The sequence below is a fragment of the Mesorhizobium sp. P160187 genome, assembly GCF_057766425.1.
On sequence record NZ_JBYMDX010000005.1, the window covers coordinates 1,244,126 to 1,270,752 of the forward strand.

26 protein-coding genes are annotated in these 26,627 nt (G+C 63.2%); 15 read left to right on the top strand and 11 right to left on the bottom strand.

Annotated features, from left to right (window positions below; all coding sequences use genetic code 11):
- Positions 1-8: 8 nt before the first annotated feature.
- Positions 9-1,862, bottom strand: a complete 1,854-nt coding sequence (gene mutL, locus AC3CCE_RS30900; protein WP_352514943.1) for a DNA mismatch repair endonuclease MutL — start codon at positions 1,860-1,862, stop codon at positions 9-11.
- Positions 1,863-2,136: 274 nt separating this feature from the next.
- The gene (locus AC3CCE_RS30905; RefSeq protein ID WP_023671586.1) at positions 2,137-3,039 is read right to left on the bottom strand and encodes a LysR substrate-binding domain-containing protein; all 903 of its coding nucleotides are present in this window, start codon (positions 3,037-3,039) and stop codon (positions 2,137-2,139) included.
- Positions 3,040-3,128: 89 nt separating this feature from the next.
- On the opposite strand from AC3CCE_RS30905, the gene AC3CCE_RS30910 reads away from it, so the two are divergent.
- The 4 genes from AC3CCE_RS30910 (at position 3,129) to AC3CCE_RS30925 (ending at position 7,578) form a co-directional block, all read left to right on the top strand.
- Positions 3,129-4,679: a trimethylamine methyltransferase family protein gene (locus AC3CCE_RS30910; protein WP_352626846.1), complete on the top strand. Its 1,551-nt coding sequence runs from the start codon at positions 3,129-3,131 to the stop codon at positions 4,677-4,679.
- A 61-nt stretch (positions 4,680-4,740) separates the two neighbouring features.
- Complete coding sequence (locus AC3CCE_RS30915) at positions 4,741-6,390, top strand: ABC transporter substrate-binding protein (RefSeq protein WP_488377240.1); 1,650 nt, start codon at positions 4,741-4,743, stop codon at positions 6,388-6,390.
- A 92-nt stretch (positions 6,391-6,482) separates the two neighbouring features.
- Positions 6,483-6,962, top strand: coding sequence for a DUF3828 domain-containing protein (locus tag AC3CCE_RS30920; protein WP_023694426.1), 480 nt, complete (start codon positions 6,483-6,485; stop codon positions 6,960-6,962).
- A 4-nt stretch (positions 6,963-6,966) separates the two neighbouring features.
- Positions 6,967-7,578, top strand: a complete 612-nt coding sequence (locus AC3CCE_RS30925; protein WP_023682932.1) for a hypothetical protein — start codon at positions 6,967-6,969, stop codon at positions 7,576-7,578.
- Positions 7,579-7,797: 219 nt separating this feature from the next.
- Here AC3CCE_RS30925 and queF read toward each other — a convergent pair whose 3' ends face one another.
- On the bottom strand, positions 7,798-8,259 hold the full coding sequence (gene queF, locus AC3CCE_RS30930) for a preQ(1) synthase (protein ID WP_352510780.1): 462 nt from the start codon (positions 8,257-8,259) through the stop codon (positions 7,798-7,800).
- Positions 8,260-8,399: 140 nt separating this feature from the next.
- On the opposite strand from queF, the gene AC3CCE_RS30935 reads away from it, so the two are divergent.
- Positions 8,400-10,445: an oxidoreductase gene (locus tag AC3CCE_RS30935; RefSeq protein ID WP_023835128.1), complete on the top strand. Its 2,046-nt coding sequence runs from the start codon at positions 8,400-8,402 to the stop codon at positions 10,443-10,445.
- Between the two features lie 220 nt (positions 10,446-10,665).
- Here the strand turns inward: AC3CCE_RS30935 and AC3CCE_RS30940 are convergent, their stop codons facing one another.
- The gene (locus tag AC3CCE_RS30940) at positions 10,666-11,073 is read right to left on the bottom strand and encodes a hypothetical protein (RefSeq protein WP_352510779.1); all 408 of its coding nucleotides are present in this window, start codon (positions 11,071-11,073) and stop codon (positions 10,666-10,668) included.
- Positions 11,074-11,265: 192 nt separating this feature from the next.
- Here AC3CCE_RS30940 and AC3CCE_RS30945 point away from each other — a divergent pair, with 192 nt between their 5' ends.
- Entirely contained in the window at positions 11,266-11,670 is a 405-nt protein-coding gene (locus AC3CCE_RS30945; RefSeq protein ID WP_023672921.1) for a MarR family winged helix-turn-helix transcriptional regulator, read from the top strand.
- A gap of 21 nt (positions 11,671-11,691) precedes the next feature.
- On the opposite strand, the gene AC3CCE_RS30950 is transcribed toward AC3CCE_RS30945, so the two are convergent.
- On the bottom strand, positions 11,692-13,758 hold the full coding sequence (locus tag AC3CCE_RS30950; RefSeq protein WP_352626849.1) for a putative bifunctional diguanylate cyclase/phosphodiesterase: 2,067 nt from the start codon (positions 13,756-13,758) through the stop codon (positions 11,692-11,694).
- Positions 13,759-14,067: 309 nt separating this feature from the next.
- Here AC3CCE_RS30950 and AC3CCE_RS30955 point away from each other — a divergent pair, with 309 nt between their 5' ends.
- On the top strand, positions 14,068-15,255 hold the full coding sequence (locus AC3CCE_RS30955; protein ID WP_352510778.1) for a glycine C-acetyltransferase: 1,188 nt from the start codon (positions 14,068-14,070) through the stop codon (positions 15,253-15,255).
- A gap of 44 nt (positions 15,256-15,299) precedes the next feature.
- Positions 15,300-16,334, top strand: a complete 1,035-nt coding sequence (tdh, locus tag AC3CCE_RS30960) for an L-threonine 3-dehydrogenase (RefSeq protein WP_352510777.1) — start codon at positions 15,300-15,302, stop codon at positions 16,332-16,334.
- A gap of 226 nt (positions 16,335-16,560) precedes the next feature.
- Here tdh and AC3CCE_RS30965 read toward each other — a convergent pair whose 3' ends face one another.
- Positions 16,561-16,995 (bottom strand): MarR family winged helix-turn-helix transcriptional regulator, encoded by a 435-nt coding sequence (locus AC3CCE_RS30965; RefSeq protein WP_031203942.1) that lies wholly within the window; start codon positions 16,993-16,995, stop codon positions 16,561-16,563.
- A 122-nt stretch (positions 16,996-17,117) separates the two neighbouring features.
- Here AC3CCE_RS30965 and hmgA point away from each other — a divergent pair, with 122 nt between their 5' ends.
- The 5 genes from hmgA to AC3CCE_RS30990 are packed head-to-tail and all read left to right on the top strand — an operon-like array spanning position 17,118 to position 21,181.
- On the top strand, positions 17,118-18,431 hold the full coding sequence (gene hmgA, locus AC3CCE_RS30970; protein WP_352627455.1) for a homogentisate 1,2-dioxygenase: 1,314 nt from the start codon (positions 17,118-17,120) through the stop codon (positions 18,429-18,431).
- Positions 18,432-18,441: 10 nt separating this feature from the next.
- Positions 18,442-19,329, top strand: a complete 888-nt coding sequence (locus AC3CCE_RS30975) for an MBL fold metallo-hydrolase (protein ID WP_352510775.1) — start codon at positions 18,442-18,444, stop codon at positions 19,327-19,329.
- A complete protein-coding gene (locus AC3CCE_RS30980) occupies positions 19,326-20,339 on the top strand; it encodes a fumarylacetoacetate hydrolase family protein (protein WP_352510774.1) in 1,014 nt (337 codons plus the stop codon). The genes AC3CCE_RS30975 and AC3CCE_RS30980 overlap by 4 nt, the downstream gene beginning before the upstream one ends.
- Before the next feature lie 12 nt (positions 20,340-20,351).
- Positions 20,352-20,648 (top strand): hypothetical protein, encoded by a 297-nt coding sequence (locus tag AC3CCE_RS30985; protein WP_352510773.1) that lies wholly within the window; start codon positions 20,352-20,354, stop codon positions 20,646-20,648.
- On the top strand, positions 20,645-21,181 hold the full coding sequence (locus tag AC3CCE_RS30990) for a DinB family protein (protein WP_352627452.1): 537 nt from the start codon (positions 20,645-20,647) through the stop codon (positions 21,179-21,181). The genes AC3CCE_RS30985 and AC3CCE_RS30990 overlap by 4 nt, the downstream gene beginning before the upstream one ends.
- Positions 21,182-21,206: 25 nt before the next feature.
- Here the strand turns inward: AC3CCE_RS30990 and AC3CCE_RS30995 are convergent, their stop codons facing one another.
- Both AC3CCE_RS30995 and hppD read right to left on the bottom strand, forming a co-directional pair.
- Positions 21,207-21,407: a type II toxin-antitoxin system Phd/YefM family antitoxin gene (locus tag AC3CCE_RS30995; RefSeq protein WP_352510771.1), complete on the bottom strand. Its 201-nt coding sequence runs from the start codon at positions 21,405-21,407 to the stop codon at positions 21,207-21,209.
- 57 nt (positions 21,408-21,464) lie between these two features.
- Entirely contained in the window at positions 21,465-22,580 is a 1,116-nt protein-coding gene (gene hppD, locus AC3CCE_RS31000; protein ID WP_352510770.1) for a 4-hydroxyphenylpyruvate dioxygenase, read from the bottom strand.
- Positions 22,581-22,718: 138 nt separating this feature from the next.
- On the opposite strand from hppD, the gene AC3CCE_RS31005 reads away from it, so the two are divergent.
- Entirely contained in the window at positions 22,719-23,186 is a 468-nt protein-coding gene (locus AC3CCE_RS31005) for an Lrp/AsnC family transcriptional regulator (RefSeq protein WP_352510769.1), read from the top strand.
- Positions 23,187-23,409: 223 nt separating this feature from the next.
- Here AC3CCE_RS31005 and AC3CCE_RS31010 read toward each other — a convergent pair whose 3' ends face one another.
- Complete coding sequence (locus AC3CCE_RS31010) at positions 23,410-23,748, bottom strand: protein tyrosine phosphatase family protein (RefSeq protein WP_352592462.1); 339 nt, start codon at positions 23,746-23,748, stop codon at positions 23,410-23,412.
- A gap of 207 nt (positions 23,749-23,955) precedes the next feature.
- On the opposite strand from AC3CCE_RS31010, the gene AC3CCE_RS31015 reads away from it, so the two are divergent.
- Entirely contained in the window at positions 23,956-24,300 is a 345-nt protein-coding gene (locus AC3CCE_RS31015) for a RidA family protein (RefSeq protein WP_023672906.1), read from the top strand.
- A 171-nt stretch (positions 24,301-24,471) separates the two neighbouring features.
- On the opposite strand, the gene hutC is transcribed toward AC3CCE_RS31015, so the two are convergent.
- Together hutC and AC3CCE_RS31025 are read right to left on the bottom strand one after the other, a co-directional pair.
- The gene (hutC, locus tag AC3CCE_RS31020) at positions 24,472-25,212 is read right to left on the bottom strand and encodes a histidine utilization transcriptional repressor HutC (protein WP_023724862.1); all 741 of its coding nucleotides are present in this window, start codon (positions 25,210-25,212) and stop codon (positions 24,472-24,474) included.
- Positions 25,209-26,561, bottom strand: coding sequence for a formimidoylglutamate deiminase (locus tag AC3CCE_RS31025; RefSeq protein WP_352510767.1), 1,353 nt, complete (start codon positions 26,559-26,561; stop codon positions 25,209-25,211). Before AC3CCE_RS31025 ends, hutC begins: the two co-directional genes overlap by 4 nt.
- Positions 26,562-26,627 lie beyond the last annotated feature (66 nt).

The window sequence follows — 26,627 nt, forward strand, 5'->3', positions numbered from 1 at the left end:
GCTTGTGCTCACCGCCGCCCAAACAGCCGCTCTATGTCGGCGAGCTTGAGTTCGATATAGGTCGGGCGGCCGTGGTTGCAGGTGCCGGAGCCGGGAGTCGCCTCCATCTGTCGCAGCAGTGCGTTCATCTCCTCGGCCTTGAGCAGCCGGCCGGAGCGCACCGAGCCATGGCAGGCCATGGTGGCGGCGATCTTGTCCAGCCGCTCTTTCAGCGTCTCGACGGTATCGTTGTCGGCGATCTCATCGGCAAGGTCGCGCACCAATTGCTGGACATTGGTTTCGCCGAGCATGGACGGCGTCTCGCGCACCGCCACCGCGCCGGGACCGAAACGCTCAATGCCGAGGCCGAACCGGGCCAGCGTTTCGGAATGCACGGCCAGCCGCTCGGCGTCCTCCTCCGGCAGGTCGACGATCTCCGGCAAGAGCAGCATCTGCGAGGGCACCGCGCGCGAGTGCAGGGCATTCTTCAACGCCTCGTAGACCAGCCGCTCATGCGCCGCGTGCTGGTCGACGATGACAAGCGAATCCCTCGTCTGGGCGACGATGTAGTTCTCGTGGACCTGCGCGCGGGCGGCGCCCAGCGCGGTGCCGAGCAGCGTCTCGGCCGGCTCGGCTGAGCCGGCACGCGTATCGGCGCTGGCGAGCGGACCGGCGTCGAATGCAGCCTGGTCGTTTTCGCGGAAGCCGGCGCCGTCAAATCCCATATCCAGCGGCCGCTGTGGCGAGCGGTCAAAGCCCGAAAAGCCCGAGGCCCGGTAGGCCGCGTCATAACTGCGATGACCGTTGGCAGGACCCGCATGGGCGTATGAGGCGGCTCCCGGCCGGAACGCCGCCATCATTCCGGCGGCACCGCTGGTGGCGGCGCGTATTCCGGCATTGGCCAGAGCCTCGCGGATGGCGCCGACGATCAGCCCGCGCACCAGGCCGGGGTCGCGAAAGCGCACATCGGCCTTGGCCGGGTGGACGTTGACGTCGACGGTCGCCGGATCGAGCGTCAGGAACAGCACGGTCACCGCGTGCCGGTCGCGCGGCAGCACATCGGCGAAAGCGCCGCGAATGGCGCCGGCAATCAGCTTGTCGCGCACCGGACGGCCGTTGACATAGGCATATTGCTGCAGCGCGTTGGCGCGGGTGAAGGACGGGATCGAGACGTGGCCGGTCAGGTGCACGCCGTCCCGGCTGGCGTCGATAGCGATGGAATTGTCGGGAAACTCGGCGCCCATCACCTGGGCGACGCGGCGCAGGCTGCCCTCGGTACTGTCATCGGTCGCCGGCAATTCCAGCGTCGAGCGGTCCGAGCCGGCCAGCGTGAAGCGCACGGCGGGGAAGGCGATGGCGATGCGCTTGACCACGTCGCTGGTGGCCGAGCTTTCGGCCCGCTCGCCCTTCATGAATTTGAGCCGCGCCGGCGTGGCAAAGAACAGGTCGCGCACCTCGACCGTTGTGCCGCGATTGGCCGCCGCCGGTTTGACCGCCGAAACGCGGCCGCCTTCGATGGCGATCTCGGCGGCAGCGACGCCTGCGGTCGTGCGCGAACGGATCGACAGCCGCGCCACCGAACCGATCGACGGCAGCGCCTCGCCACGGAAGCCGAGCGAGCGGATATCATGAATGTTGTCGGCAAGTTTCGAGGTGCAGTGGCGCGCAATGGCCAGCGCCAGTTCCTGTTCGGGGATACCGGAGCCGTCATCGGTGACGCGGATCAGGTTCAGCCCGCCGCCGGCAGTGACGACCTCGACGCGGGAGGCGCCGGCGTCGAGCGCGTTTTCGACCAGTTCCTTCACCACGCTCGCCGGACGCTCGATGACTTCGCCGGCGGCGATCTGGTTGATCATCGTTTCGGAAAGCTGGCGAATGGGCATGGGGGTATTATAGGCGGATTCGAAGGGTGTGCGGAAGGCTTCAATGAATGCCGGACATTGGAGACGCCAGCGGGACAGCACCCCCCTCTGGCCTGCCGGCCATCTCCCCCGCAAGGAGGGAGATCAGATGTCACGACGGCTTTCGCCAATCTCCAATGCTTGAAGGGTGACGCGACATATGAACTGCCAATCTCCCCCCTTGCGGGGGAGATGTCCGGCAGGACAGAGGGGGGTGTGAAGGAACTCCGCGATAGTGACTACGCTGCAACCGATTTCAAGCCTGCGCCGCCAGCCAGTCCCTGACTTTCCGCGCATTCTCGCTCAACTCCCGGTTCTTCGGCCAAACCACATAGAACGCCTTGCCGGTTCTCAGCACATGGTCGGTCACCGGCACCAGCAGCCCCGACGCCAGGAGCCGTTCGGCCAGATGCCGCCAGCCGAGCGCGATGCCCTGGCCCTCCATGACGCCCTGGATCACGAGGCCGTAATCGTTGATGCGCAGGCCGCGCGCGGTGTTGTCGAGCCTGCCGCCCGCAGACTGGAACCATTCGTCCCAGCTAGCCGCCTCGCGGTAGGGCTCCTCGAGGTGGATCAGGCGATGCGTCGCCAGCTCCGCGACGCTCCTTGGCATGCCGAATTTCGCGAGATAGCTGGCGCCAACCACCGGAAAAATCTCCTCGTCGGCCAGCGGCAGCGAATGATAATCGGCCCAGTCGCGCGGTTCGCCGCCGCGAACGGCGAGCGGGATGCCCTCGGCGATGATGTCGAGATCGCGGTCGGCGGTCTGGATGCGCAAGTCGATGCCCGGCAGTTCGTCGCGGAACTGCTGCAGGCGCGGCATCATCCAGAACGAGCCGAAGGCGGTCGACGCCGCCAGCGTGACATGGCCGCCGCTCGCCTGCAGGCGCAGATCCTCGGCCGATTTGCGGATATGCGACAGGCCGAGCGAGACGTCGGCATGGAAGCGTTCGCCCGCTTCTGTCAGGACGACCTGGCGGTGGCGGCGCTGGAACAGCTGCGCGCTAAGCTGTTCCTCCAACCCGCGCACCGCATAAGAGACGGCGGCCTGCGTCATGCCGAGCTCGCGCCCGGCAGCGGTGAAGCTCGACAGCCGGCCCGCCGCCTCGAAGACGATCAGGCTGCCGGCCGAGGGCAGGAGGTGGCGCAGGCTCCGCATAAGCTGAGCTTATACAAGAGATCAGGATTTTCCAGCATCACATCCATATTTCCTCTCGCTAACTTGGTTGGACGGAATGAGGAGGCTCCATGAACGCACCGGCCACTGAACTGACCGAGCAAACCCACCGCCGCGGCGGCGGTCGCCTCGGACGCAAGGCGCTGAGGAGCGCCCCCGTCACCTCGTTCCCGACGCTGGTCCGCGAGATCCCCACCTACCAGATGGTCCCGGACGAGGCGGTGGAACTGATCCACCAGGAGTCACTCGCCATCCTCGAAGAGGTCGGTTGCGAGTTCCGCGACGACGAGGCGATCGCCATGTGGAAGGCGGCGGGCGCCGACGTGTCCGAGACACGCGTCCGCATCGACCGCGGCCTGTTGATGGAACTGGTCGCGAAAGTTCCGTCCGAATTCACCCTCAATGCGCGTAATCCCGAGCGCACCGTGAGCGTCGGCGGCAAGAACTCCATCTTCGCGCCGATGTATGGCGCGCCTTACGTGCGCGACCTCGACAACAACCGGCGTTATGGCACGCTTGAAGACCTCAACAATTTCCACAAGCTCGCCTACATGGCCCCGGCGCTGCATTCGTCGAGTTCGATCATCTGCGAGTCGATGGAGATCGCGGTGCCGAAACGGCATCTGCACATCATCCATTCGGCGCTGAAGCACTCCGACAAGCCGTTCATGGGCATCGTTACTTCCAAAGATCGCGCCGAAGACACGATGGCGATGGCGGGCATCGTCTTTGGCGAAGATTTCGTTCGCGACAATCCGGTGCTGGTGTCGATCACCAACTGCAACTCGCCGCTGGTGTGGGACGCCACCATGCTGGACGCGATGAAGGTCTATGCGCGCAGCAATCAGCCGCTGATCCTGGCGCCCTTTGCGCTGTGCGGCGCATCGACTTCGGCCTCGGCCGTCGGCGCGGTGGCGCAGGTCAATGCCGAAGCATTGGCCGGCGTCGCTTTCACCCAACTGCTGCGCCCGGGTTCGCCGCAAATCTACGGCCAGTTCATGGTGACGGTCGACATGAAGACCGGCGCGCCGATGGGCGGCACACCGGAAGCCGCCCAGATGATGTATCTGATGGGCGCGCTGGCGCGGAAATACAAACTGCCCTGGCGAACCTCCGGCTTCCATGTCGGCTCCAAGCTCAACGACGCCCAGGCCGGCTATGAATCCAACATGCTGATGCATGCCGCCATCCTCGCCGGCGCCAATTATATTTGGCACTCCGCCGGCTGGTTGGAGGCCGGGCTGACCTGCGGCTATTCGAAATTCGCCACCGACTGCGAGCAGCTTGTCGGCTGGTACAAATATGCCGGCGGCCTGCCGTTCGACGACTTCAAGGAGGCCATGGCGGCGATCCGCGAGGTCGGGCCGCAGGGCCATTTCCTCGGCACCCAGCACACGCTCGATCATTACGAGTCGGCATTCTTCATGCCCACCATCATGGATTTCAACTCCTACGAACAATGGAAGGCTGGAGGGGCGAAGGACCACGACACGCGCGGCCGCGAGAAAGCCCGCAACATGCTGGCCGACTATGAAGAGCCGAAACTCGATGAGGGCGTTGCCGAGGGCCTCAGGGACTTTATCGCGCAGCGCGAAGAGAAGCTGCCCGACAGCGTTAGCTAAGAGAACGACGAATGAGTTGATAACGGGCGAAGACCCGATGGGAACCGCAAGGGAGAAAGACATGACACTTTTCAAAAGCAATGGCGATCGCGTGCCAACGGCCATCGAGGCGATGGCGCAAGAGACGCGTGCTGGCCGTATGGACCGGCGCGAGTTTCTTGCATTGGCAAGTGCGTTCGGCGCATCGACGGCGCTGGCCTACGGCATGATCGGCCTTGCCGCGCCGGGACAGGCTTTTGCCGAGGAGCCGAAGAAGGGCGGCACGCTGCACATATCGATGTCGGTCAAGGCCCAAAAAGATCCGCGCACCTATGACTGGGTGGAACTCGCCAACATCTCGCGCTGCTGGCTGGAGCCGCTGGTCCGCTACACCAGGGAATTCACCTTCGAGCCAGTGCTGCTCGAAAGCTGGGACATCAATGACGACGCCACGGAATACACGTTGCATGTGCGCAAGGGCATCACCTGGAACAATGGCGATGCTTTCAACGCCGATGACGTGGTCTTCAATGTTACCCGCTGGTGCGAGAAGAAGGTCGCCGGCAACTCCATGGCCGCTCGCGTCGGCGGGCTGATCGACGAAAAGTCGGGCAAGGCCAGGGAAGGCGCGATCGCCAAGGTCGACGACAATACGGTCAAGCTGACGCTCAGCGCGCCCGACATTTCGCTGATCCCGAACCTCACCGATTATCCCGCGCTCGTCGTCCACCGCAATTTCGACGCCGAAGGCGCCGACCCGGTCAAGAAGCCGATCGGCACGGGCCCGTTCGAACTGGTCTCCTACGATGTCGGCCAGAAGGCGGTGGTCAAGCGTCGTGAAAACGGCAAGTGGTGGGGTGGTGAAGCGCCGCTCGACAGCGTCGAGTTCATCGACTACGGCACCGACTTCAACGCTTCGATCAACGCCTTCGAATCCGGCGAGATAGACCTCAATTTCGAGACGCCGGCCGACTTCATCGACATCCTGGATAAGATGGGGCTGGAGAAGTCCGAGGTTGCGACGGCAACCACGCTGGTTGCCCGCACGAACGTTACCCACAAGCCCTATGACGACCAGCGGGTGCGCAACGCGCTGCAGATGGCGGTCGACAACAATGCGGTGCTGGAACTCGGCTATGCCGGGCGAGGGACGGTCGGTGAAAACCACCATGTCAGCCCTATCCATCCTGAATATTTCGCGCTGCCCAAGAAGACGCGCGACGCGGCCGGCGCCAAGAAACTGATGGCCGACGCTGGGCAGGCCGATTTCGAGCACGAGCTGATCACCGTCGAGGACGATTGGCAGAAGAACACCGGCGACGCGATTGCCGGCCAACTGCGCGACGCCGGCATCAAGGTCAAGCGCACGGTGCTGCCGGGCTCGACCTTCTGGAACGACTGGACGAAATATCCCTATTCGATGACCATCTGGTACATGCGCCCGCTTGGCGTCCAGGTCCTGGCGCTTGGTTATCGCACCGGCGAGGCCTGGAATGAATTGGCCTATTCCAACCCGGACTTCGACGCCAAGCTGAAGCAGGCGCTGTCGCTGATCGATGTGGAGAAGCGGCGTGAGGTGATGAAGGATGTCGAGCAGATCCTGCAGGATTCCGGCGTCATCATTCAACCCTTCTGGCAGAAGCTCTACAGCCACATGAACAAGAAGGTGAAGAACTACGGCGTCCACCAGACCTTCGAGATGGACCTGCAGAACGTCTGGCTTGATGGCTGAGACGGTGCAGCCGGGGCTTCATGAGCCGCAAAAAAACCGATATGCAGGATGTCTGGTATTGCACCTTGCCGCCAAACGTCCGGAGATCCTGCATGAAACCGATAGTGCTTGCCGCTGTCTTTTCGATTGCCTTGCCAGCGACAGTGCTGGCCGGGCCGGCTTCCAACGCCGTCAAGTTCTTTTATGTGCCTGAAGTGAAATTCGAGGGAGACGCAAAGTACCGCGACCGCTTCACCGAGCCGGTGACCAAGCTGTTCGATCTCAACGACCAGGCAACGAAGAACAAGCCCGACGAAGTCGCCTGCCTCGACTTCGATCCCGGCCTTGACGCCCAGGATTTCGACCAGAAGTCGATTGCCAAGACATTGAAGCTGGCCGAGACCGTCAATGGCGATACGGCCGAAGTCACCGCCACCTTCAGCCTTTTTGCGGAAGGCGATGATTCCAAACGCGAAATGCTGTGGTCGCTGAAGAAAATCGACGGCAAATGGAAGGTCGCCGACATTACCTCCAAGACCAGCAGCTGGACGCTGAGCGCGCTGGAATGCATGCCCGACAAAGCGCCGGAGTGATCCCGTGCTCCGCCGTCTTGCCTTGGCGCTGTCGCCCATGTGCGTGCTGTCGGTGGGTATGAGCGCAGCCGCAGCACAAGGCCTGTTGGGCCCGCCGCCAGCCAATGCGCCGGCCGTGACGGCACCGGCCGGCGCAGCACCGCCCGCAAATCCACCCGGGACAGCGGTGGAACCGGCGACACCGCCGGTTGGGTGGCCGCCGGCCGACGCCCCACCGGCCGCACCCATTCTGCCGGGATCCCCGACGGCGGTGGTGCGGCCATTTTACGATCAGGTGGGACTGGAGATCGATCCGGCGCAGCGCAGCCACTTCATCGACCCGGCAAAAACCGTTCTCGACAAGAGCGACGCGTTGCGCACATCCGGGCAGGGAGAATGTCTCGACCCCAACATGGCGCTCGACAATGCCGACTATGACAAGACCGAGATCGATAAGAGCCTGAAGACGCTCGAAGCGATCAATGGCGACCAGGCCAAGGTCATTGTCGCCTTCGTCGTCGCCGGCAATCCACATCGCCTTGAATGGAAGTTCAGGAAGGTCGACGGCGACTGGAAGATATCCGATCTGCTTTCGGTGACCGGTGAATGGGCGCTCAGCCAGTACCAGTGCGAATAATGTTGATTGAGGATCAGCGCCTGCGATCCTTCGCGCCCCTCTCTGTCCTGCCGGACATCTCCCCCACGGGTGGGGAGATCAGCAGTTCCAACGTCTCGCCCGCTCCGCATCATTTGAGATTAGCTAAAGCCGGCGTAGCGGCCAATCTCCCCCCGTGTGGGGGAGATGTCCGGCAGGACAGAGGGGGGCGCTGTCCCGCTAAAGTTCCGCAAAATAGCTTCAGCCCCTTCCGCGATAGGGGGCAACGCCGGTGTCGGGCAACCAGGCGCCTTCGGGCGGAGCGCCGGTCTGCCAGAAGACGTCGATCGGAATGCCGCCGCGCGGATACCAATAGCCGCCTATGCGCAACCACAGCGGCTTCGTTGCCGCCACAATGCGGCGGCCGATCATCACCGTGCAGTCTTCATGGAAAGCGCCATGGTTGCGAAACGAGGTCATGAACAGTTTGAGCGACTTCGATTCCACGAGCGTGGCATCGGGTGCGTAATCGATGACGATATGAGCGAAATCCGGCTGTCCGGTTACCGGGCAGAGCGAGGTGAATTCCGGGCAGGTGAAGCGCACGATCGCCGGCGGTCCGTCGCCGCGCTGGAACGGCACGGTCTCCAGGAACGCGGTTTCCGGGCTCTGTGGCGTCTCGACGTGGGCGCCGAGCTGGGTGAGGGTTTTGGTATCGATCATCGCGGTTTTCCTGGGGATTTTCCGCGCTCATTAGCATCGGATCGAAAAGTGTGCAGCGATTTTCGGATAAATTCGATGCTTAAGACAAGAACTGGAGCAGCGCGCGCTGCTCCGACACAAACTGGAATGGCAGGAAGATGATGACCAGCAACGACCCGCTTCTCCAGCCTTACCAGCTCAAACACCTGACGCTGAAGAACAGGGTGATGTCGACCAGCCACGAGCCGGCCTATTCAGAGGACGGCATGCCGAAACAGCGCTACCGGCTCTACCATGCCGAAAAGGCCAAGGGCGGCATGGCGCTGACCATGACGGCGGGCTCGGCGATCGTCTCGCGCGACAGCCCGGCCGCCTTTGGCAATCTGCATGTCTATGACGACCGCATCGTGCCGTGGCTGGCCGAACTGGCGGACGCCTGCCACGAGCATGACTGCAAGGTGATGATCCAGATCACCCATCTTGGTCGCCGCACCGGCTGGAACAAGGCCGACTGGCTGCCGGTGCTGTCGGCCTCGCCGGTGCGTGAGCCGGCGCACCGCGCGTTTCCGAAAACTATCGAGGACTGGGACATCGAGCGCATCGTGGCCGACTATGCGTCCGCTGCGCAGCGCTGCCAGGCGGCCGGCCTCGACGGCATCGAGTTCGAATCCTACGGCCATCTGATGGACGGCTTCTGGTCGCCGGCCACAAACCATCGCGACGACGAGTTCGGCGGTTCGCTCGACAACCGGCTGCGCTTCACCGACATGGTGCTGGATGCCGTGCGGGCTGCCGTCGGTGAAAAGTTCATCGTCGGCATCCGCATGGTCGCCGATGAGGACTTTGACAAAGGCCTGTCGAAGGCCGAGGGCGTCGAGATCGCGAGACGGCTAGCCAATTCTGGCAAGGTCGATTTCCTGAACATCATCCGCGGCTCGATCGAAAGCGACGCGGCGCTCACCAAGGTTATCCCGGTGACCGGCATGCGCTCTTCGCCGCATCTCGATTTCGCCGGCGAGGTGAGGGCGGCAACGAAGTTCCCGACCTTCCATGCGGCGCGGATTTCCGATGTCGCCACGGCGCGCCACGCCATCGCGACCGGCAAGCTCGACATGGTCGGCATGACCCGCGCCCATATCGCCGACCCGCACATCATCAAGAAGGTCATGGAAGGTCGCGAGCACGAGATCCGGCCTTGCGTCGGCGCCACCTATTGCCTCGATCGTATCTATGAAGGCGGCGAGGCGCTGTGCGTCCACAATGCCGCGACCGGCCGCGAGGCCGAGATTCCGCATATCATCCTGAAGACCGAAGGGCCCAGGCGGAACGTCGTCGTCGTTGGCGCTGGCGCTGGCGGGCTCGAGGCAGCTCGCGTCATGGCCGAACGTGGCCATCATGTCACGGTGCTTGAAGCCTCCGGTCAGGCCGGCGGCCAGGTCCGGCTCGCGACGCAGAACCCGCGCCGCAAGGAACTGATCGGCATCATCGACTGGCGGCTGGCCGAACTCGACCGGCTCGGCGTCGGGATCCGCTACGATACATGGGCCGAGCAGGACGATGTGCTGGCGCTGTCGCCCGATGTGGTGGTGATCGCCACCGGCGGCCTGCCGCAGAACCCGCCGCTGACATCAGGCGACAATCTCGTCACGTCGAGCTGGGACATCATGGCCGGCAGCGTCAAGCCGGCGGAGAACGTGCTGCTCTTCGACGACAATGGCGGCCATCAGGGCATGGGCGCGGCGGAGCTGATCGCCAATGCCGGTTCGAAGCTGGAGCTGGTTTCGCCGGAGCGCTTCTTCGCCCCCGAAATGGGCGGCATGAACCACGTGCCCTATATGCGCGCCTTCCAGGAGAAGGGCGTCACCATCACCATCAACACCAGGCTGCGCTCGGTACGGCGCGAGGGCAACCAGCTGGTCGCCGAACTCGCCTCCGACTTTGCCGACGGCTGGCGCGGCGAGAGGCGGGTCGACCAGGTGGTGGTCGAGCACGGCACGGCGCCGCTCGACGATCTCTATCTCCAGCTGAAACCGCTGTCGAAGAATGGTGGCGCGGTCGACTATGAGCGGCTGGTCGGCGGCGGCGATATTTTTCCTTCACGCAATCCCGAAGGCGGCTTCGTGCTGTTGCGCATCGGCGATGCAGTCGCCTCGCGCAACATCCATGCCGCCATCTATGACGGCATCAGGTTCGGCTTGCGGGTTTGAGCCTACAAGCCGGCCTACGGCTTGTTCCAAAGCTCGATCTCACCCTTCCGGCGGGCGCAACTCGATCGATCAAAGTGATGGGTGGCGCGCAGCCAAACCTCTGTGCGGAGAGCCACCTTGCACATCCGTCCGAACTGCGCGCCGCGTACGCCACCAGCCGAGAGCCAGGCGACGCACGATGCGGAATGGTCTTCAACCGGGAGGCGACGTGCGGCAGGGCTCAAATCATCCTGGCGGTCGCCATGCAAAGCACGGTGAGCACCAGCAGCCAGGCGGCGATGCGCTCGCCGCGGGCCATTTTGGTGCGCAGCGCCGCTTCCGTTGCGACGTCCGCGCCGGCAAGCTGCCGGCTGGTCTTGCGGACGACGACGCTGAGAACGCCGGCAGCGGCGAAGGCGGCCAGGATGCCTAGCGCCAGCACCATTTCCATCGAGCCGAAATAGGCGCCGTGGAAGAAATACCAGAGCAGGGCGCCGGTCACGAACACCATGCCGGCCGAGCCCATTTGCGGTCCGATAAAGCGCTCCGCCCTGATCTCGGGGTCGCGGGCAAGCGTGATGGTGGTGCCGGCCCAGAACACACCGGCCATGACGTGAAGGCCGATAATGACGATGTAGACATATTGCATGACCGCTTCCTCCTTGCCCGCCGCCCGTCCTCGGATCCCTGTCGAATGCAGGATGATACGAACTCGGTAGATCGACACGCATGATAGTTAGGTATCAAATGGTTCGATGTCAATGTATAATGCCGCGTTCCATCGCTCGGCGCCTTGTTCTACTGTCGGCGCATGACTCCCTTTGACCGTCCGCCAATCGGCATGAATCTCGCGCGCACCTCCAAGCTGGTGGCGCAGGCCTTTGACGCCGCTTTGGTCGAGGCCGGCGGCACGCTGCCGGTGTGGCTGACCTTGCTTTCGGTCAAGTCGAGCGAGCTTGCCAACCAGCGCGAACTTGCCGGCATGATCGGCATCCAGGGCGCCACGCTCACCCACCATCTCAACGCCATGGAGGCGCAAGGCTTGCTGACGCGCCGCCGCGATCCGGACAACCGCCGGGTTCATCTGGTCGAGCTGACGCAGGCGGGCGAAACGATGTTCCTGAAGCTGCGGGCGGCGGCTCTCATCTTCGACAAGCGGCTGCGCGCGGGATTGCCGGACGACAGGCTGGCGGAGTTCGCCGAGGTGCTGGCGGCATTGCGGGCGAATGTCGCGCCGGCCAAATGACCGGCACCGGTGGGCAATAGTCTAGGCTAAATTGCCCTGAAGCACCTTCAGCTTGGCTTTCTTCGGGCTGCGCGCCAGCAGCCATTCGCGCGCTTTGTCCTGCGGCATCGGGAAGGCGATGGAATAGCCCTGCACCTGATCGCAGCCGATTGCCATCAGCGAATCGAGTTCGGCTTCGGTTTCCGCGCCCTCGGCGACGATCGAAATGCCGAGACCGCGCGCCAGCTCGGTGATGGCGCGCACGATCTTGGTGTTGTCGCCATTCTCGTTGATGTTCTGGACGAAGCGGCGGTCGATCTTCAGCCGGTCGATCTCGTTGGGATTGACGTGGCTGAGCGAGGCATAGCCGGTGCCGAAATCGTCGAGCTCAAGATGGACGCCGGCAGCGCGGATGTGGCGCAGCTTCGCCGCGATGCCCGTCTTCTCGTCGTCGAGAATGACGGATTCGACGATTTCCAGCGACAGTTTCTGCGGAGCAAGGCCGGCCTTTTCCAGCGTCGCGAACAGGAAGCGGTCGAAGTCGGGTTCGCGCAGCTCGGTGCCGGACACGTTGACGGCAAGCCGGCCGAAAGCGATGCCGGCGCGATCCCATTCGGCTGCTTGCTCGATCGCCTTGGTAAAGACGATGCGGCCGATCTCGGGCATGAAGCCGCATTTTTCGGCGACCGGAATGAACTCGCCCGGCGCAATCATGCCGCGCTCGGCATGCTTCCAGCGCACCAGCGCCTCGATGCCGCTGATGGCGCCGTTGCTCAGCGACACCTGCGGCTGGAAATAGACTTGGAAGGCGTTCTCCGAAATCGCGACCTTGATGTCGTGCTCGAGTTGCTTGCGGTAGTCTAGCTCGCGCCTGAGTTCCTCGGAGAAGAACGAGAAGCTGCCGCCGCCGAGCTTTTTGGCGGAATAGAGCGCGAGGTCGGCGTGGACGAGCAGATCCTCGGCATTGTCGGCGTCGATGGGATAGACGGCAATGCCGGCGCTGGCCCCTGGAAGGATGGTCGTGCCCTGGAAGGTAATCGGCTCGTTGATCTCCTCCAGGATGCGCCGGGCCAGCATGTTGATGTCCTCGGGGCCGCCGGCGCCATTGAGGATCATCACGAATTCGTCGCCGCCAAGGCGCGCGCAGAGATCCGACGCACGGCAGGAATCGCGCATGCGCTGCGCGGTGACGACCAGCACATAGTCGCCGGCGGCGTGGCCGAGTGTGTCGTTGATCTGCTTGAACCGGTCGAGGTCGAGCTGGATGACCGCCAGCCTCTCGCGCCGGCGATGCGCGCCCTTGATCAGCGTTTCGAAGTGGTCGGTCAGGAAGGTGCGGTTGTGCAGGCCGGTCAGCCCGTCATGTACGGCGATGAAGGCCATCGAGTTGCGGGCATCGACAAGCTCGTGCGTCTTGCGCAGGATCGCCTTCGACATCGGCCGGAAGATGAAAAGCGCCACCAGGACGATGACGCCGATGGTGGCGTAGAACAAGGTGCGATGGAGATCGAGGAGCTTTTCCGACCGCTCGTCTGCGAATGCGGCGATGCGTTGGCCGAGCGCGGCATAACCCGACAGCGTCGCATTGGCGACGGAAGCATCGAGATTGACGCGCTCGCCGCCGCCCTTGTAGGCGGCATTGCCGGAGAGCTGGGATTCGAAGGACGAGATCAGCCTTTCGCCATTGGCGACCAGCCCGACCGAGAAATAGTCGAGGTGGAACGGCTTGCCGTAAAGGACGCTCTCGATCGACTTTAGGTCGGACAATGCCGGCGACAGCGGGTCGGCTCCCGTCTGTTTGAGGAGCAGGTCGTAGTTCGCCTCGAACTCGGCGGTCGCCTGTTTCAGCGCGGCAACCAGGGCCGGCTGCTTGTCACGCGCGGCGGAGCCGGTTGCGCTGGTCAAAAAGACGATGCGCTGCGACAGCGCCTTCTGGGTGCTGACGATGTCGAGCAGAGTATGGTTGTGCTGTTGCGCCGCCATCATCTGCTGCAGCAGGATGAAGGAAGCCATCACCATGGCGGCGATGATCAGCAGCGCCAGCCAGTAGCCGCTCTTGATCAGCAGGATGAGTTTGCCCGAGACGGTTTGCGCCGGCTGCTGCGACATATTCTAGGTGACCCCTCGGTCGACGGATTTCTGCCACCGATTCGTGGCAAGAACACCATTGCCTTGAAAGGGTTAACAGGTTTGGAAGCCGGCGGAACTGTTGCTTCCGCAGAAAACGAAAGCTGCTGAAATGGTTATCATGTTCTTTCGCGGCACGGCCGTATTCGCGTGCCTGCTACTCCAGCATGCTGGCCATGCGATCGGATCGCGCCAGGGTTGAGCCCGCCGTGCCACCGAAACGGTCGCTTTTGCGATGGATTTTTAGTGCGCGTAGCGCGACAGTCGCGCCAATCTCAACAGGACTTGATCATGAGCGCGGCATTCCTCTCCCATATCGACAACGAACTGCAAGGGCTGAAATCCGCCGGGCTCTACAAATCCGAGCGGGTGATCACCTCGACCCAGTCGGCTGAGATCGAAGTCGGCGGCGACAAGGTGCTGAACTTCTGCGCCAACAACTATCTCGGCCTCGCCGACAGCGCCGAATTGCGTAACGCAGCCAAAGGCGCGCTGGACCGCTATGGCTACGGCATGGCTTCGGTGCGTTTCATCTGCGGCACGCAGGAAGAGCACAAGCAGCTTGAATCAACGATTTCATCATTCCTCGGCATGGACGACACCATCCTTTACGGCTCCTGCTTCGACGCCAATGGCGGCCTGTTCGAGACACTGCTCGGCGAGGAGGATGCGATCATTTCCGATGCGCTGAACCATGCCTCGATCATCGACGGCGTGCGACTGTCGAAGGCCAAGCGTTTCCGCTACGCCAACAACGACATGGCCGATCTCGAAGCCCGGCTGAAGGAGGCGAAAGACAGCCGCTTCCGGCTGATCGCCACCGACGGCGTGTTCTCCATGGACGGCATCATCGCCAATCTGAAAGGCGTCTGCGACCTCGCCGACAAATACGACGCCATGGTGATGGTCGACGACAGCCATGCCGTCGGCTTCGTCGGCAAAAACGGCCGCGGCTCGGCCGAGCATTGCGGCGTCGAGGGCAGGGTGGACGTCATCACCGGCACGCTCGGCAAGGCGCTGGGCGGCGCGTCGGGCGGCTACACCTCGGGCAAAAGCCAGGTGGTCGACTGGCTGCGCCAGCGCTCGCGGCCCTATCTCTTCTCCAACACGCTGATGCCGGCGATCGCCGGCGCCTCGATCAAGGTGTTCGAGCTGATCCGAAATGGCGACGCCTTGCGCAAGCGCCTCTATGCCAATGCGGCGCGCTTCCGGTCCGAGATGGGCAAGCTCGGCTTCACGTTGGCCGGCGCCGATCACCCGATCATCCCGGTGATGCTGGGCGATGCAAGCCTGGCGCAGGAAATGGGGGTGCGCATGCTGAAGCGCGGCATCTATGTCATCGGCTTTTCGTTCCCGGTGGTGCCGAAAGGCCAAGCGCGCATCCGCACCCAGATGTCGGCGGCGCATTCCACCGCCGACATCGACCGCGCCGTGGCGGCATTCGCGGCGGTCGGCAAGGAATTGGGCGTCATTTCCTGATCGCCAAAAGCGATTCCGGATCAAGGGATTCAAGGGGCAAAAGCATGTCGAACATGATGAAGGCGCTGGTGAAGGCCAAGGCCGAACCGGGCATCTGGATGGAAGAGGTGCCGGTGCCGGAGATCGGCCCCAACGACGTGCTGATCAAGGTAAAGAAGACGGCGATCTGCGGCACCGACGTGCACATCTACAATTGGGACCAGTGGGCGCAGAAGACGGTGCCGGTGCCGATGGTGACCGGCCATGAATTCGTCGGCACGGTTGCCGACTTTGGTGCTGCGGTCACCGAATACAAGGTCGGCCAGCGCGTCTCCGGCGAAGGCCACATCGTTTGCGGCCATTGCCGTAACTGCCGCGCGGGCAGGGGCCATCTGTGCCGCAACACGCTCGGCCTCGGCGTCAACCGTCCCGGCGCCTTCGGTGAGTATCTGGCGGTCCCGCAGCACAATGTCGTGCCCATCCCCGGCGATGTGCCCGACGAGATCGCCGCGATCTTCGATCCCTTGGGCAATGCGGTCCACACCGCTCTGTCCTTCGATCTGGTCGGCGAGGACGTGCTGGTCACCGGCGCCGGTCCGATCGGCATCATGGGCGCGCTGGTGGCGCAATGTGTGGGCGCGCGAAAAGTCGTCATCACCGACATCAACCCGGTGCGGCTGGCGCTGGCCAAAAAGCTCGGCGTCCAGCATGTCGTCGACGCCTCGAAGGAAAAGCTTAGGGATGTCATGCCGGCGCTCGGCATGACCGAAGGTTTTGATGTCGGCCTGGAAATGTCGGGCGCCGCGCCCGCCTTTCGCGACATGATCGACACCATGAACAATGGCGGCAAGATCGCCATTCTGGGCATCGCGCCGACCGGCTTTGAGATCGACTGGAACAAGGTCATCTTCAAGATGCTGCACTTGAAGGGCATTTACGGCCGCGAGATGTTCGAGACTTGGTACAAGATGATCGCCTTGGTGCAAGGCCCGCTGGATGTCAGCGGCCTGATCACGCATCGGATCGGTATCGATGATTTTCAGGCGGGGTTCGATGCGATGAGGAGCGGCAGTTCGGGTAAGGTGGTGATGGATTGGTGAGGGTGCGGCTGAGCGCTATCCGCTGGAAATGTCGGCGCGAGGCACCCCCCTCTGGCCTGCCGGCCATCTCCCCCGCAAGGAGGGAGATTGGCAGCTTTGACGGCTCGCCAACCTCTGCAACATTGGAGATTGGCGAAAGCCTTCGCGACATCTGATCTCCCCCCTTGCGGGGGAGATGTCCGGCAGGACAGAGGGGGGTGTGAAGGATCACGGCGGAGCAGATTCTTTATTCACCCAACGCTCCCTCCAGCGCCGCCACGCCGCTCACAATCGCTGTCCGCTCCTCTGTGCTCAGCCTCTCCAGCAACTCCCGTTCAAACGCCTTCGCCAGCGGCACCATTTCGCCATAGGCCGCCAGCCCCGCCTTCGTCAGCGCCAGATGCTCTACACGTCGATCATTCTCGTCGGTTGTGCGTACCAGCCAGCGTCGCCGCTCGAGCTCGGCCACGGCGCGCGACACCTTGGTCTTGTGCATGGCCGACTGTTCGCCAAGCGCTGTCGCCGTCATGGTGCCGCGCTGTCCGAGCCCTGACAGCGTGCGCCATTCCGGCCGCGTCAGGCCGTGGCGGTCGCGGTAGATTTTTGAAAATTCGCGGCTGACGGCGTCGGCCAGCCGGTAGAGCCGATAGGGCAGGAAGCTTTCGAGTTCGAGGATTTCCATCTGCACCATGGATGCGGCATTCGCCCGTTGATAGTTACATTTTCGATGGTTACAAATGAAACCAGTTTGGTCAACATCGCCGGCAAGCAGCGCTTCGCGGGGCCGGGTTCAGGGAGGATCGGATGAGCTTTTCCTACATGCCGGGCTTCGGCAACGACTTCGAAACCGAGACGCTGCCCGGCTCGCTGCCGCAGGGGCGGAACTCGCCGCAACGGCCGGCTTACGGGCTCTATGCCGAACAGCTCTCGGGCTCGCCCTTCACCGCGCCGCGCGGCACCAATGAGCGCTCCTGGCTCTATCGCATCCGGCCGAGCGTAAAACACACCGGCCGCTTCAAGGCGGTGAGCTATCCCTTGTGGAAGACCGCCCCCAATGTCGGCGACCACGAACTGGCGCTCGGGCAGTATCGCTGGAGCCCGGTGCCGATGCCGAGTGAGCCGACCGACTTCATCGCCGGCATGCGCACCATCACCACTGCCGGAGATGTGCTGGGCCAAAGCGGCATGGCCGCGCATGTCTATGTCGCCAACCGATCGATGGTCGACGATCATTTCTTCAATGCCGATGGCGAGTTGCTGATCGTCCCCCAGGTCGGCACCTTGCGCTTCGTCACCGAGATGGGTGTCATCGAGCTGCGGCCCGGCGAGATCGCCGTGCTGCCGCGCGGGCTGGTGTTCAAGGTCGAGCTCATCGACAAGGAAGTGCGCGGCTATATCTGCGAAAACTACGGCGCCAAGCTGACGCTGCCGGACCGCGGCCCGATCGGCGCCAACTGCCTGGCCAACCCACGCGACTTCAAGACGCCCAGCGCCTGGTTCGAGGAGAAGGAGACGCCGTGCCGGCTGACGGTGAAATGGTGCGGCAATTTCAACGTCACCGAGATCGGCCATTCGCCGCTCGACGTCGTCGCCTGGCACGGCAACTATGCGCCCTACAAATATGATCTGGCGACGTTTTCTCCGGTCGGCGCCATCCTGTTCGACCATCCCGATCCGTCGATCTTCACCGTGCTGACGGCGCCGAGCGGCGAGGAGGGCACCGCCAACATCGACTTCGTCATCTTCCCGCCGCGCTGGCTGGTGGCGGAGGATACGTTCCGCCCGCCCTGGTACCACCGAAACATCATGAGCGAGTTCATGGGCCTGATCCACGGCCAGTACGACGCCAAGGAAGAAGGTTTTGTCCCGGGCGGCATCAGCCTGCACAATCTGATGCTGGCCCACGGCCCAGACGCGCCTGGCTTCGAAAAGGCCTCGCGCTCGGAGCTGAAACCGGTCAAGCTCGACAACACCATGGCCTTCATGTTCGAGACCCGATTCCCGCAAATGCTCACCCGCTACGGCGCCGAGCTTGAAACGAGGCAGGACAATTACATCGATTGCTGGACCGATCTGAAGAAGCGTTTCAACGGCACGCCGGAGGGCGACTGGTCTTGAGATCAGCCCAATGAACGACCGGCTGGTGCTTCTCGGCTCCAAGGGCGGCCCTGCGCTGCGGCCGGGCGGGCCGTGGCCGAGTTCGTCGCTGCTGGAACTGGGCGGGCGAACCATCGTCGTCGATTGCGGGCTCGGCGTCACACGCGGCCTGGTCGATTCCGCCGTCAGCCTGAAGGCGCTCGACCTGGTCTTCATCACCCATCTGCATTCCGACCATGTGCTGGAACTGGGCCCGTTGCTCCACACCGCCTGGACCGCCGGGCTCGCCAGCCCGGTGACGCTGTTCGGACCGCCCGGCACCGGCCAATACTGGCGCCGTTTCTGCCAGGCGATCGAGTTCGACATCGAAATTCGCATCGTCGATGAGGGCAGGCCGGACATTCGCGAAATGGTTTCGATCGTGGAATTCGGCGAGGGCGAGATTTTTGCGCAGCGCGGCCTGAAGGTCTCGGCACTGCGCGTCGACCATCCGCCGGTGACCGACTGTTTCGCGCTGCGCTTCGAGCATGGTGCGAATAGCGTCGTGTTCTCGGCCGACACAGCCTTCTTTCCGCCGCTCGCAGGCTTTGCCCGAAATGCCGACATTCTCGTCCATGAGGCCATGCTGGAAGAAGGCATCGAGCGGCTGGTCGCCAGGACCGGCAATGGCGCGCGGCTGAAAGAGCATCTGCTTGCCAGCCACTCATTTGCCGAGCAGGCAGGCCGCATCGCCAGCGATGCCGGGGTGAAGAGGCTGGTGCTCAACCACCTCATTCCGGCCGATGATCCCGAGATCGGCGAGGCCGACTGGGAGGCTGCTGTTAGGAAATCGTGGGTGGGTGACTTGACGATTGCCCGCGACGGCCTTGTTGTGAACTTAGACGGCGCCAAAGCCGCATCAGGAGAGGAAACCGCATGAAGCTTGCCACATTGAGGGACGGGACGCGCGACGGAAAGCTTGTCGTCGTCTCGCGCGACCTGACGCGCTTCACCGACGCCTCGTTCCTGGCGCGCACGCTGCAGGCCGCACTCGACGACTGGCAGCGGATTTCGCCGCACCTGGCGACGATCGCCGAATCGCTGGAGAACAATGCGGTGCCGTCGGCACGCTTCCATGAGCATGACGCCCAATCGCCGCTGCCGCGCGCCTATCAATGGGCCGATGGTTCAGCCTATGTGAACCATGTCGAGCTGGTGCGCAAAGCCCGCGGCGCCGAGATGCCGGCAAGCTTCTGGACCGATCCGCTGATCTACCAGGGCGGCTCGGATTCCTTTATCGCGCCGCGCGATCCGATCCGCGCGGCGGACGAAGCCTTCGGCATCGACATGGAGGCGGAAGTTGCCGTCATCGTCGACGACGTGCCGATGGGCGCCAGCCTCGACCAGGCGCGCGCCGCCATCCGGCTGGTCATGCTGGTCAATGATGTGACGCTGCGCGCGCTCACCGGACCCGAGCTCGCCAAGGGGTTTGGCTTCTTCCAGTCGAAGCCGTCCTCGGCTTTTTCGCCGGTGGCGGTGACGCCGGACGAACTCGGCGACGCCTGGGATGGCGGCAAGGTCAACCTGCCTCTGCTCGCCGACGTCAACGGCAAGCCGTTCGGCCGTGCCAATGCCGGCGTCGACATGACCTTCGACTTCCCGGCGCTGATTGCCCATGCCGCAAAGACACGGCCGCTGGTTGCCGGCACCATCATCGGTTCCGGCACCGTCTCCAACAAGCTGGATGGCGGGCCGGGCAAACCGGTGGCGGCCGGCGGCGCCGGCTATTCCTGCATCGCTGAACTGCGCATGATCGAGACCATTGAGTCTGGCGAGCCCAAGACGCCGTTCCTACGCTTTGGCGATACGGTGCGTATCGAGATGAAGAATAAAAGCGGAAACTCGATCTTCGGCGCCATCGAGCAGAAGGTCGAGAAGTCCCAGGCATAAGAGGGGGCAATAGTGACGGGAGAGGCGTTCTACCTGCTGGCCGGCGTCTGGGCGCTGGCCATTCTGGTGGTCTTCATCCAGGCGATCCGGCTGAGCTACCGCATCGAGGCGCGCTCGCCCGATCTGACCAACCGCAGTGGCTACCCGCGCAAGTCGATGATGTTCCACACCATCACCAACACCAATGTGGCGCGGGACGAGGAGACGCAGGCGATGCGGCGGCGCATGAACCGGCTGCTGCTGATCGTTGTCGCCGGCTTCGCGGTGATGGCGGCTGGCATTGGCCTGATCAGACGAATGAACGCGTGACCCTGCTAGAGCATTTCAGCCGCATGGCCGGCAACAATCTCTGGTCGAACGACCGGCTCTATCGCGCCGTGCTTGCGCTGAAGCCCGGCGAATTCGAAGCCGAGCGCACAAGCTTCTTCCCGTCGATCAAGGCGACGCTCAACCACATCCTCGCGGTCGATCATCTCTATCTCGATTTTCTCCAAGAAGGCGGCGTCGGTGCGGCCGCTTATGACGACTACGTGCCGTTCGATGTGCCGCAGGCGCTGTTTGCCGCTCAGGTCGCGGCCGACTGGCGCCTGATCGCCTTTTGCGAGAAGCTGTCGGAGGCGGATCTCGACCGTCAGGTCATCACGGACCGGCGCGAGGACGGCATGATCCCCGAAAAGATCGGCGACATTCTCGCCCATGTCTTCCTGCACGACATCCACCATCGCGGCCAGGTTCACGCGATGCTCTCGGGCAGCTCGGTCGCGCCGCCGCAGCTGGACGAGTTTTTGCTCGATTATGATTTGAAGGTGAGGAAAGAAGAGGTCGAGCGGTTGGGCCTCTGACCTTTATCTGGTGTACTCGTTCCATTCAGGGCCGAGTTTGTCGAACGTCAGAAATCCAAATCTTGCCCTTCAGGGCACCTATGCGCGACAACAAGTCTTCTCGAACTGGTGGCACGAGCCGCGCCGCGATCTTGCCGTGATGAGTGATGACTATCTCCTCGCCGGCCTCCGCGCGGCCGACGAGTTCCGTTAGTTTGGCCTTTGCTTCGGTTATGGAGACGTTCACGGCTTGACCCCTTTTATCGAAACTTAGATCAAGGCCCATCGAGCCGCAAACGGGGGTTCAGGCCGCCTTGCCGTCGACCTTGATCACGCCGCGCTTGATCTGGTCCTGCTCGATCGACTCGAACAGCGCGCGGAAATTGCCTTCGCCAAAACCTTCGTCGCCCTTCCTCTGGATGAATTCGAAGAAGATCGGGCCGATCACGGTTTTGGAGAATATCTGCAGCAGGATCTTGGTCATGCCGCCGTCGACCACGCCTTCACCGTCGATCAGGATGCCGTGCTTCTTCATCCGCTCGATCGGCTCGTCATGCCCGTTCACCCTGTTGTACGACATGTCGTAGTAGGTCTCCGGCGGACCGGGCATGAACTTCAGCCCATTGTCGGCAAGCTTGTCGGTGGCGGCGTAGATGTCGTCGGTCCCGACGGCGATATGCTGGATGCCTTCGCCATTGTACTTCTTCAGATACTCGGCGATCTGGCTGGTGTCGTCCTTGGACTCGTTCAGCGGGATACGGATCTTGCCGCAGGGCGAGGTGATGGCGCGGCTGACGAGGCCGGTGATCTTGCCGTCGATGTCGAAGAAATGGATCTGCTTGAAGCCGAACAATTCGCGATAAAAGTCCCACCATTTGTCCATCTGGCCGCGATAGACATTGTGGGTGAGGTGGTCGAGGAAATAGAAGCCGACGCCTTGCGGCCGCGGGTCGCGTTCGCCCAGCCACTCGAACTCGGCATCATAGGCCGGGCCCTTCTTGCCATAGGCTTCGATGAAATAGAGCAGCGAGCCGCCAATGCCGACAACGGCCGGCACGTCGAGCGCCTTGTCGTTGCCGTCGTAGGGCGTGGCGCCTTTCGATACCGCGTGCTCGAACGCATGCTTTGCATCGACCACGCGCCAGGCCATCGAGGCGGCGCAGGGGCCGTGCTTGTCGACGAACTTCATCGCGTGCGAGCCGGGCTCGGCATTGACGACATAGTTGATGTCGCCCTGGCGCCAGACGGTGATGTCTTTCCTGCGGTGCTTGGCCACCGCGACATAGCCCATGCGGGTGAACAGTTCGGCGAGCTTCTGCGGCTCCGCATGCGCGAACTCGACGAACTCGAAACCGTCGGTGCCGGCGGGGTTTTCCTTGCTGATCTTTGCGGGCGGGGCGTCGTGCGGGAAGGGACCCATGGCATTCCTCCAAACGGATGGTGGCCGCATCGGACCACAACATATCAATCATAGCGCGAAGCGGCCGCACGGTGCTTGCATTCAAACGCTTGAAATGATCATCTCGTGCGTAGTTCATGCATGATTGGAGGTGAATCCATGAATGACGTGCGCATCGACCAGTTCGACCGCAAGATAATGGCTCTTTTGCAGGGGGACGCGCGGCTTACCAACAACGATCTGTCCGAGAGGGTGAACCTGTCGGCATCGCAGTGCTCGCGCCGCCGCCAGCGGCTGGAGGAAGACGGCTTCATCAAGGGCTATCGCGCCGTGCTCGACCGCGACAAGCTTGGATTCTCGCTGGTCAACGTCATCTCGGTGACGCTCGCCACCCACAACCGCGACAATGCGCGGCGCTTCGGCGAATTGCTGGCGCGGCTGCCGGAAGTGCAGGAGGCGCACGCGCTGACCGGTGAGATGGACTACATCTTGAAAGTGGTGACCCCCGATCTCAAATCATTGTCGGAATTCGTCAACGGCGTGCTCCTGCCGCACGAATCCGTGCAGCATGTGAAGACGGCGATCGTGTTGGAGACGCTGAAGGAGACCGGCGCGCTGCCGATCTAGTTTGAGAGAGTTTCAGTTGATACGTCGGCGGGACAGCACCCCCCTCTGGCCTGCCGGCCATCTCCCCCGCAAGGAGGGAGATCAGCAGCTTTGTCGATAGCGCTCATCCTGCAACGTCGGCGATTGGCGAAAAGCGAAGGCGACATCCGATCTCCCCCCTTGCGGGGGAGATGATGTCCGGCAGGACAGAGGGGGGGTGAGGGATCGCCAGCGCCTCAGATGCTCACCCCTTGGACTGCTGAATCAGCCCGTAGAGGTTGGTGCAGCGCGCGCCGGAGCGGCAATAAGCAAACACCGGTCCCTCAAGCGCGTCAAGCGCCTCGGCCTGGTCCTCGACATTCTCGGCCGTGATCTGGCCGCTGATCACCGGGATGTAGCGGAAGGCCAGCCCCGCGGCTTCGACCGCCGCCTTGACGCTGTCGGCTGAGGGTTGGCCGGGCTGCTCGTCATCCGGCCGGTTGCAGATCACGCTCTTGAAGCCGGCTTCCTTGATGGCGGCGGCGTCTTCGGGCTGGATCTGGCCCGAGACCGAATAGTCCTCGCTGATTTCGCGATATTCCATGGCTCTCATCCTCGCAATCTGGTTTGGCGCAATGTCTTGCCACTCTCACACGAGGTCGGCAATCCGCGCCGGAAAGAAATCCCTCGGCGCAGATAGACATTTGCGGCCCAAGATCCAACCCAGGCTCAAGAGGTTTCGCGCTGTTGGCCTTGCCCGGAGGCGGCAGCGACTCTAAACAGGCGCACCGACAAACGAAGGAACCATCCCATGAGCATTCGTCGCATCGATGTTGGCCCGCGCATGAGCCAGATCGTCATCCACGGCAACACCGTCTATCTCGCCGGCCAGGTCGGAACGCCCGGCGCCAGCGTTGGCGAACAGACCAGGTCGATCCTCGCATCTATCGACGAACTGCTGGCCAAGGCCGGCACCGACAAGACCAAGATCCTGCAGGCGATCATCTGGCTGGCCGATATGGGCACCTTCGCCGAGATGAACAAGGAATGGGACAAGTGGGTCCCGCAAGGCAACACGCCCGCCCGCGCCACGGGTGAGGCCAAGCTTGCAGGGCCGGAATACACTGTCGAGATTATTGTTACGGCGGCGATTTAGAGCGCGGCGCCTTACCCTCCCCCTCGAGGGGAGGGTCGGCGAGTAGTCGAAGCGAAGCGGAGACTGCGAGACGGGGTGGGGTCGGCGAGGCTGCACCGACCCCACCCCGCGTCACCAGTGCCGCCTTTTGCGGCACTTGCTCCGCGACCCTCCCCTCGAGGGGGAGGGTAATCACCCCTGCGAAGGCCTGAACCTCGCCACCAACGTGTGGCTCTCCGCGGCGTAGGTGAACCTCACCTGCGTCACCGGGTGCTCGGCGCTCCAGGTTCGGCGCTCGACCACCAGGCAGGGCGCGCCGGTTGCGATGTCGAGCGCTTCGGCAATATGTCTGTCTGCCGCGACCGCGCGGATACGGTGCTCTGCCTCGCTCCATGGCACGCGGCCAATCAGCCAAGGGCCGGGGGCGATGTCGAGAAACTCCTCCTCGGCGGCTTCCGCGACGGCGGCGAGATTGATCAGCCGCTGTTCGTGCGCGAACGGCCGCTTGCCGGCAAAATGCCGGCATTCAAGCGCCAGCACCTGTCCGGCTGCGTCCAGTTCCAGCAAGGCGCGATCCTCGGCGCTGCTGCGCCTTTTCTGCCGCGCCAAGCGCTCGTAACGATAAGCCAGGCCAAGCGACTCAACCTCGATCCTGATGTCGTGGATTTCCAGCACCGCGGCCTGCGACTGCGGCTGGCGGACAAAGCTGCCCGAACGGCGGCGGCGCTCGATCAGCCCGGCCTTGGCCAGTTGCGACAGCGCCTTGTTCACCGTCATGCGCGAGCAATTGTATTCGGCCGTCAACTCGTGCTCGAACGGGATGCGGTGACCCGGCGCCCAGGCGCCGGACATTATTTTCTCGCTGATGTCGGACAGGATGCGCTGGTGCAGCGAACCGCCGCCTTCCACCGCCGCTGTCTCTGATATGCTCATGCCGAAAGCGCCGTCATCACATGGCGAAAGCGCTCGGCGATCGTCTCACGCGCTGCATGCCGGCCGCCGCTGACTTGTTTTTTTCCGTGCACCCAGACGCAATCGACCTTGCCGCCATTGGCAAAGATCCAGGCGTCGAGGATCGCATCGCCACTTTTTCCGGCCAGCGAAGGATGGTTTTCGTCGAGGGAGACGAAATCAGCCGCGGCGCCGGCGGCGATCCGCGACGGGCCGGCGCCGAGTGCGGTGCTGCCGCCATCGAGGGCGGCGTCGAACAGAGCCCGCCCGGTCGAGCCGCCGGCCACCGCCAGCACATTGCGGGCGCGGTGTGCGAGGCGCTGCGAATATTCGAGCTGGCGCAATTCATCCGGCAGGCCGATCAGCACGTTGGAATCCGAGCCGACGCCGAAGCGGCCGCCATGTTCGATGAACAGAGGTGCTGAAAAGGTGCCGTCGCCGAGATTGGCCTCGGTGATCGGGCAAAGCCCGGCAATGGCGCCGCTTCTGGCCATGCCGGTTGTCTCAGCCTCGGTCATGTGGGTGGCGTGGATCAGGCACCAACGCTTGTCGATCCCGGCATTGGCGAGCAGCCATTCGACCGGTCGCGCACCCGACCACGCCAGGCAATCCTCGGCCTCCTTCACCTGCTCGGCGACGTGGATGTGGATCGGTCCGTCCGGCGCAATGGCGGCAACAGCGCTGAGTTCCTCCGGCGTCGCGGCGCGCAGGCTGTGCGGGGCGACGCCGACGACAGCCTGATTCAACGCACGAACCGATTCGCGGCTTTTCTCAAGCAAGCGTTCGAACCGATTTACATCGTTGATGAATCGCCGCTGGCCTTCATTGGGCGCAGCGCCGCCGAAGGAGGAATGGGCATAAAACACCGGCAGCAGCGTCAGGCCGATCCCGGTTTCGCCGGCGGCCGCGGCAATACGTTCGGCCATCTCGGCAAGGTTGGCATAGGGTTTTCCGTCGCGATCGTGGTGGAGATAATGAAATTCGCCGACGCGCGAGAATCCGGCCTCCAGCATCTCGACGTAAAGCTGTGCGGCGACCGCCTCGACCTGGTCCGGCGTCATCGACAGCGCAAAGCGGTACATCACCTCGCGCCAGCTCCAGAAGCTGTCGGCGGAGGGACCGCGCAGTTCGGCAAGCCCGGCCATGCCGCGCTGGAAGGCGTGGCTGTGCAGGTTCGGCATGCCGGGGACCAGAATGGCGTGGCGTTCGTCGTCGGCTTGCTGCGAAGAGCCCGGCTCGACTGCCGTGATGCGACTATCGTTCAACGAAATCCGCACCTTGTCGTGCCAGCCATCGGCCAGCAGCGCCTGTTCCGCAAAGATCGCCGTCACGTTTTTCTCCGCGTTCCATGAACAATGCACTTGCAGTGCGTTTCAATATGTATATACATAATCGCC

Excerpts from the sequence above, each read along its gene's own strand:
- mutL (WP_352514943.1), bottom strand. The coding sequence starts at position 1,862 with ATGCCCATTCGCCAGCTTTCCGAAACGATGATCAACCAGATCGCCGCC.
- AC3CCE_RS30905 (WP_023671586.1), bottom strand. The coding sequence starts at position 3,039 with ATGCGGAGCCTGCGCCACCTCCTGCCCTCGGCCGGCAGCCTGATCGTC.
- AC3CCE_RS30910 (WP_352626846.1), top strand. The coding sequence starts at position 3,129 with ATGAACGCACCGGCCACTGAACTGACCGAGCAAACCCACCGCCGCGGC.
- AC3CCE_RS30915 (WP_488377240.1), top strand. The coding sequence starts at position 4,741 with ATGACACTTTTCAAAAGCAATGGCGATCGCGTGCCAACGGCCATCGAG.
- AC3CCE_RS30920 (WP_023694426.1), top strand. The coding sequence starts at position 6,483 with ATGAAACCGATAGTGCTTGCCGCTGTCTTTTCGATTGCCTTGCCAGCG.
- queF (WP_352510780.1), bottom strand. The coding sequence starts at position 8,259 with ATGATCGATACCAAAACCCTCACCCAGCTCGGCGCCCACGTCGAGACG.
- AC3CCE_RS30935 (WP_023835128.1), top strand. The coding sequence starts at position 8,400 with ATGACCAGCAACGACCCGCTTCTCCAGCCTTACCAGCTCAAACACCTG.
- AC3CCE_RS30940 (WP_352510779.1), bottom strand. The coding sequence starts at position 11,073 with ATGCAATATGTCTACATCGTCATTATCGGCCTTCACGTCATGGCCGGT.
- AC3CCE_RS30945 (WP_023672921.1), top strand. The coding sequence starts at position 11,266 with ATGAATCTCGCGCGCACCTCCAAGCTGGTGGCGCAGGCCTTTGACGCC.
- AC3CCE_RS30950 (WP_352626849.1), bottom strand. The coding sequence starts at position 13,758 with ATGTCGCAGCAGCCGGCGCAAACCGTCTCGGGCAAACTCATCCTGCTG.
- AC3CCE_RS30955 (WP_352510778.1), top strand. The coding sequence starts at position 14,068 with ATGAGCGCGGCATTCCTCTCCCATATCGACAACGAACTGCAAGGGCTG.
- tdh (WP_352510777.1), top strand. The coding sequence starts at position 15,300 with ATGTCGAACATGATGAAGGCGCTGGTGAAGGCCAAGGCCGAACCGGGC.
- AC3CCE_RS30965 (WP_031203942.1), bottom strand. The coding sequence starts at position 16,995 with ATGGAAATCCTCGAACTCGAAAGCTTCCTGCCCTATCGGCTCTACCGG.
- hmgA (WP_352627455.1), top strand. The coding sequence starts at position 17,118 with ATGAGCTTTTCCTACATGCCGGGCTTCGGCAACGACTTCGAAACCGAG.
- AC3CCE_RS30975 (WP_352510775.1), top strand. The coding sequence starts at position 18,442 with ATGAACGACCGGCTGGTGCTTCTCGGCTCCAAGGGCGGCCCTGCGCTG.
- AC3CCE_RS30980 (WP_352510774.1), top strand. The coding sequence starts at position 19,326 with ATGAAGCTTGCCACATTGAGGGACGGGACGCGCGACGGAAAGCTTGTC.
- hppD (WP_352510770.1), bottom strand. The coding sequence starts at position 22,580 with ATGGGTCCCTTCCCGCACGACGCCCCGCCCGCAAAGATCAGCAAGGAA.
- AC3CCE_RS31005 (WP_352510769.1), top strand. The coding sequence starts at position 22,719 with ATGAATGACGTGCGCATCGACCAGTTCGACCGCAAGATAATGGCTCTT.
- AC3CCE_RS31010 (WP_352592462.1), bottom strand. The coding sequence starts at position 23,748 with ATGGAATATCGCGAAATCAGCGAGGACTATTCGGTCTCGGGCCAGATC.
- AC3CCE_RS31015 (WP_023672906.1), top strand. The coding sequence starts at position 23,956 with ATGAGCATTCGTCGCATCGATGTTGGCCCGCGCATGAGCCAGATCGTC.
- hutC (WP_023724862.1), bottom strand. The coding sequence starts at position 25,212 with ATGAGCATATCAGAGACAGCGGCGGTGGAAGGCGGCGGTTCGCTGCAC.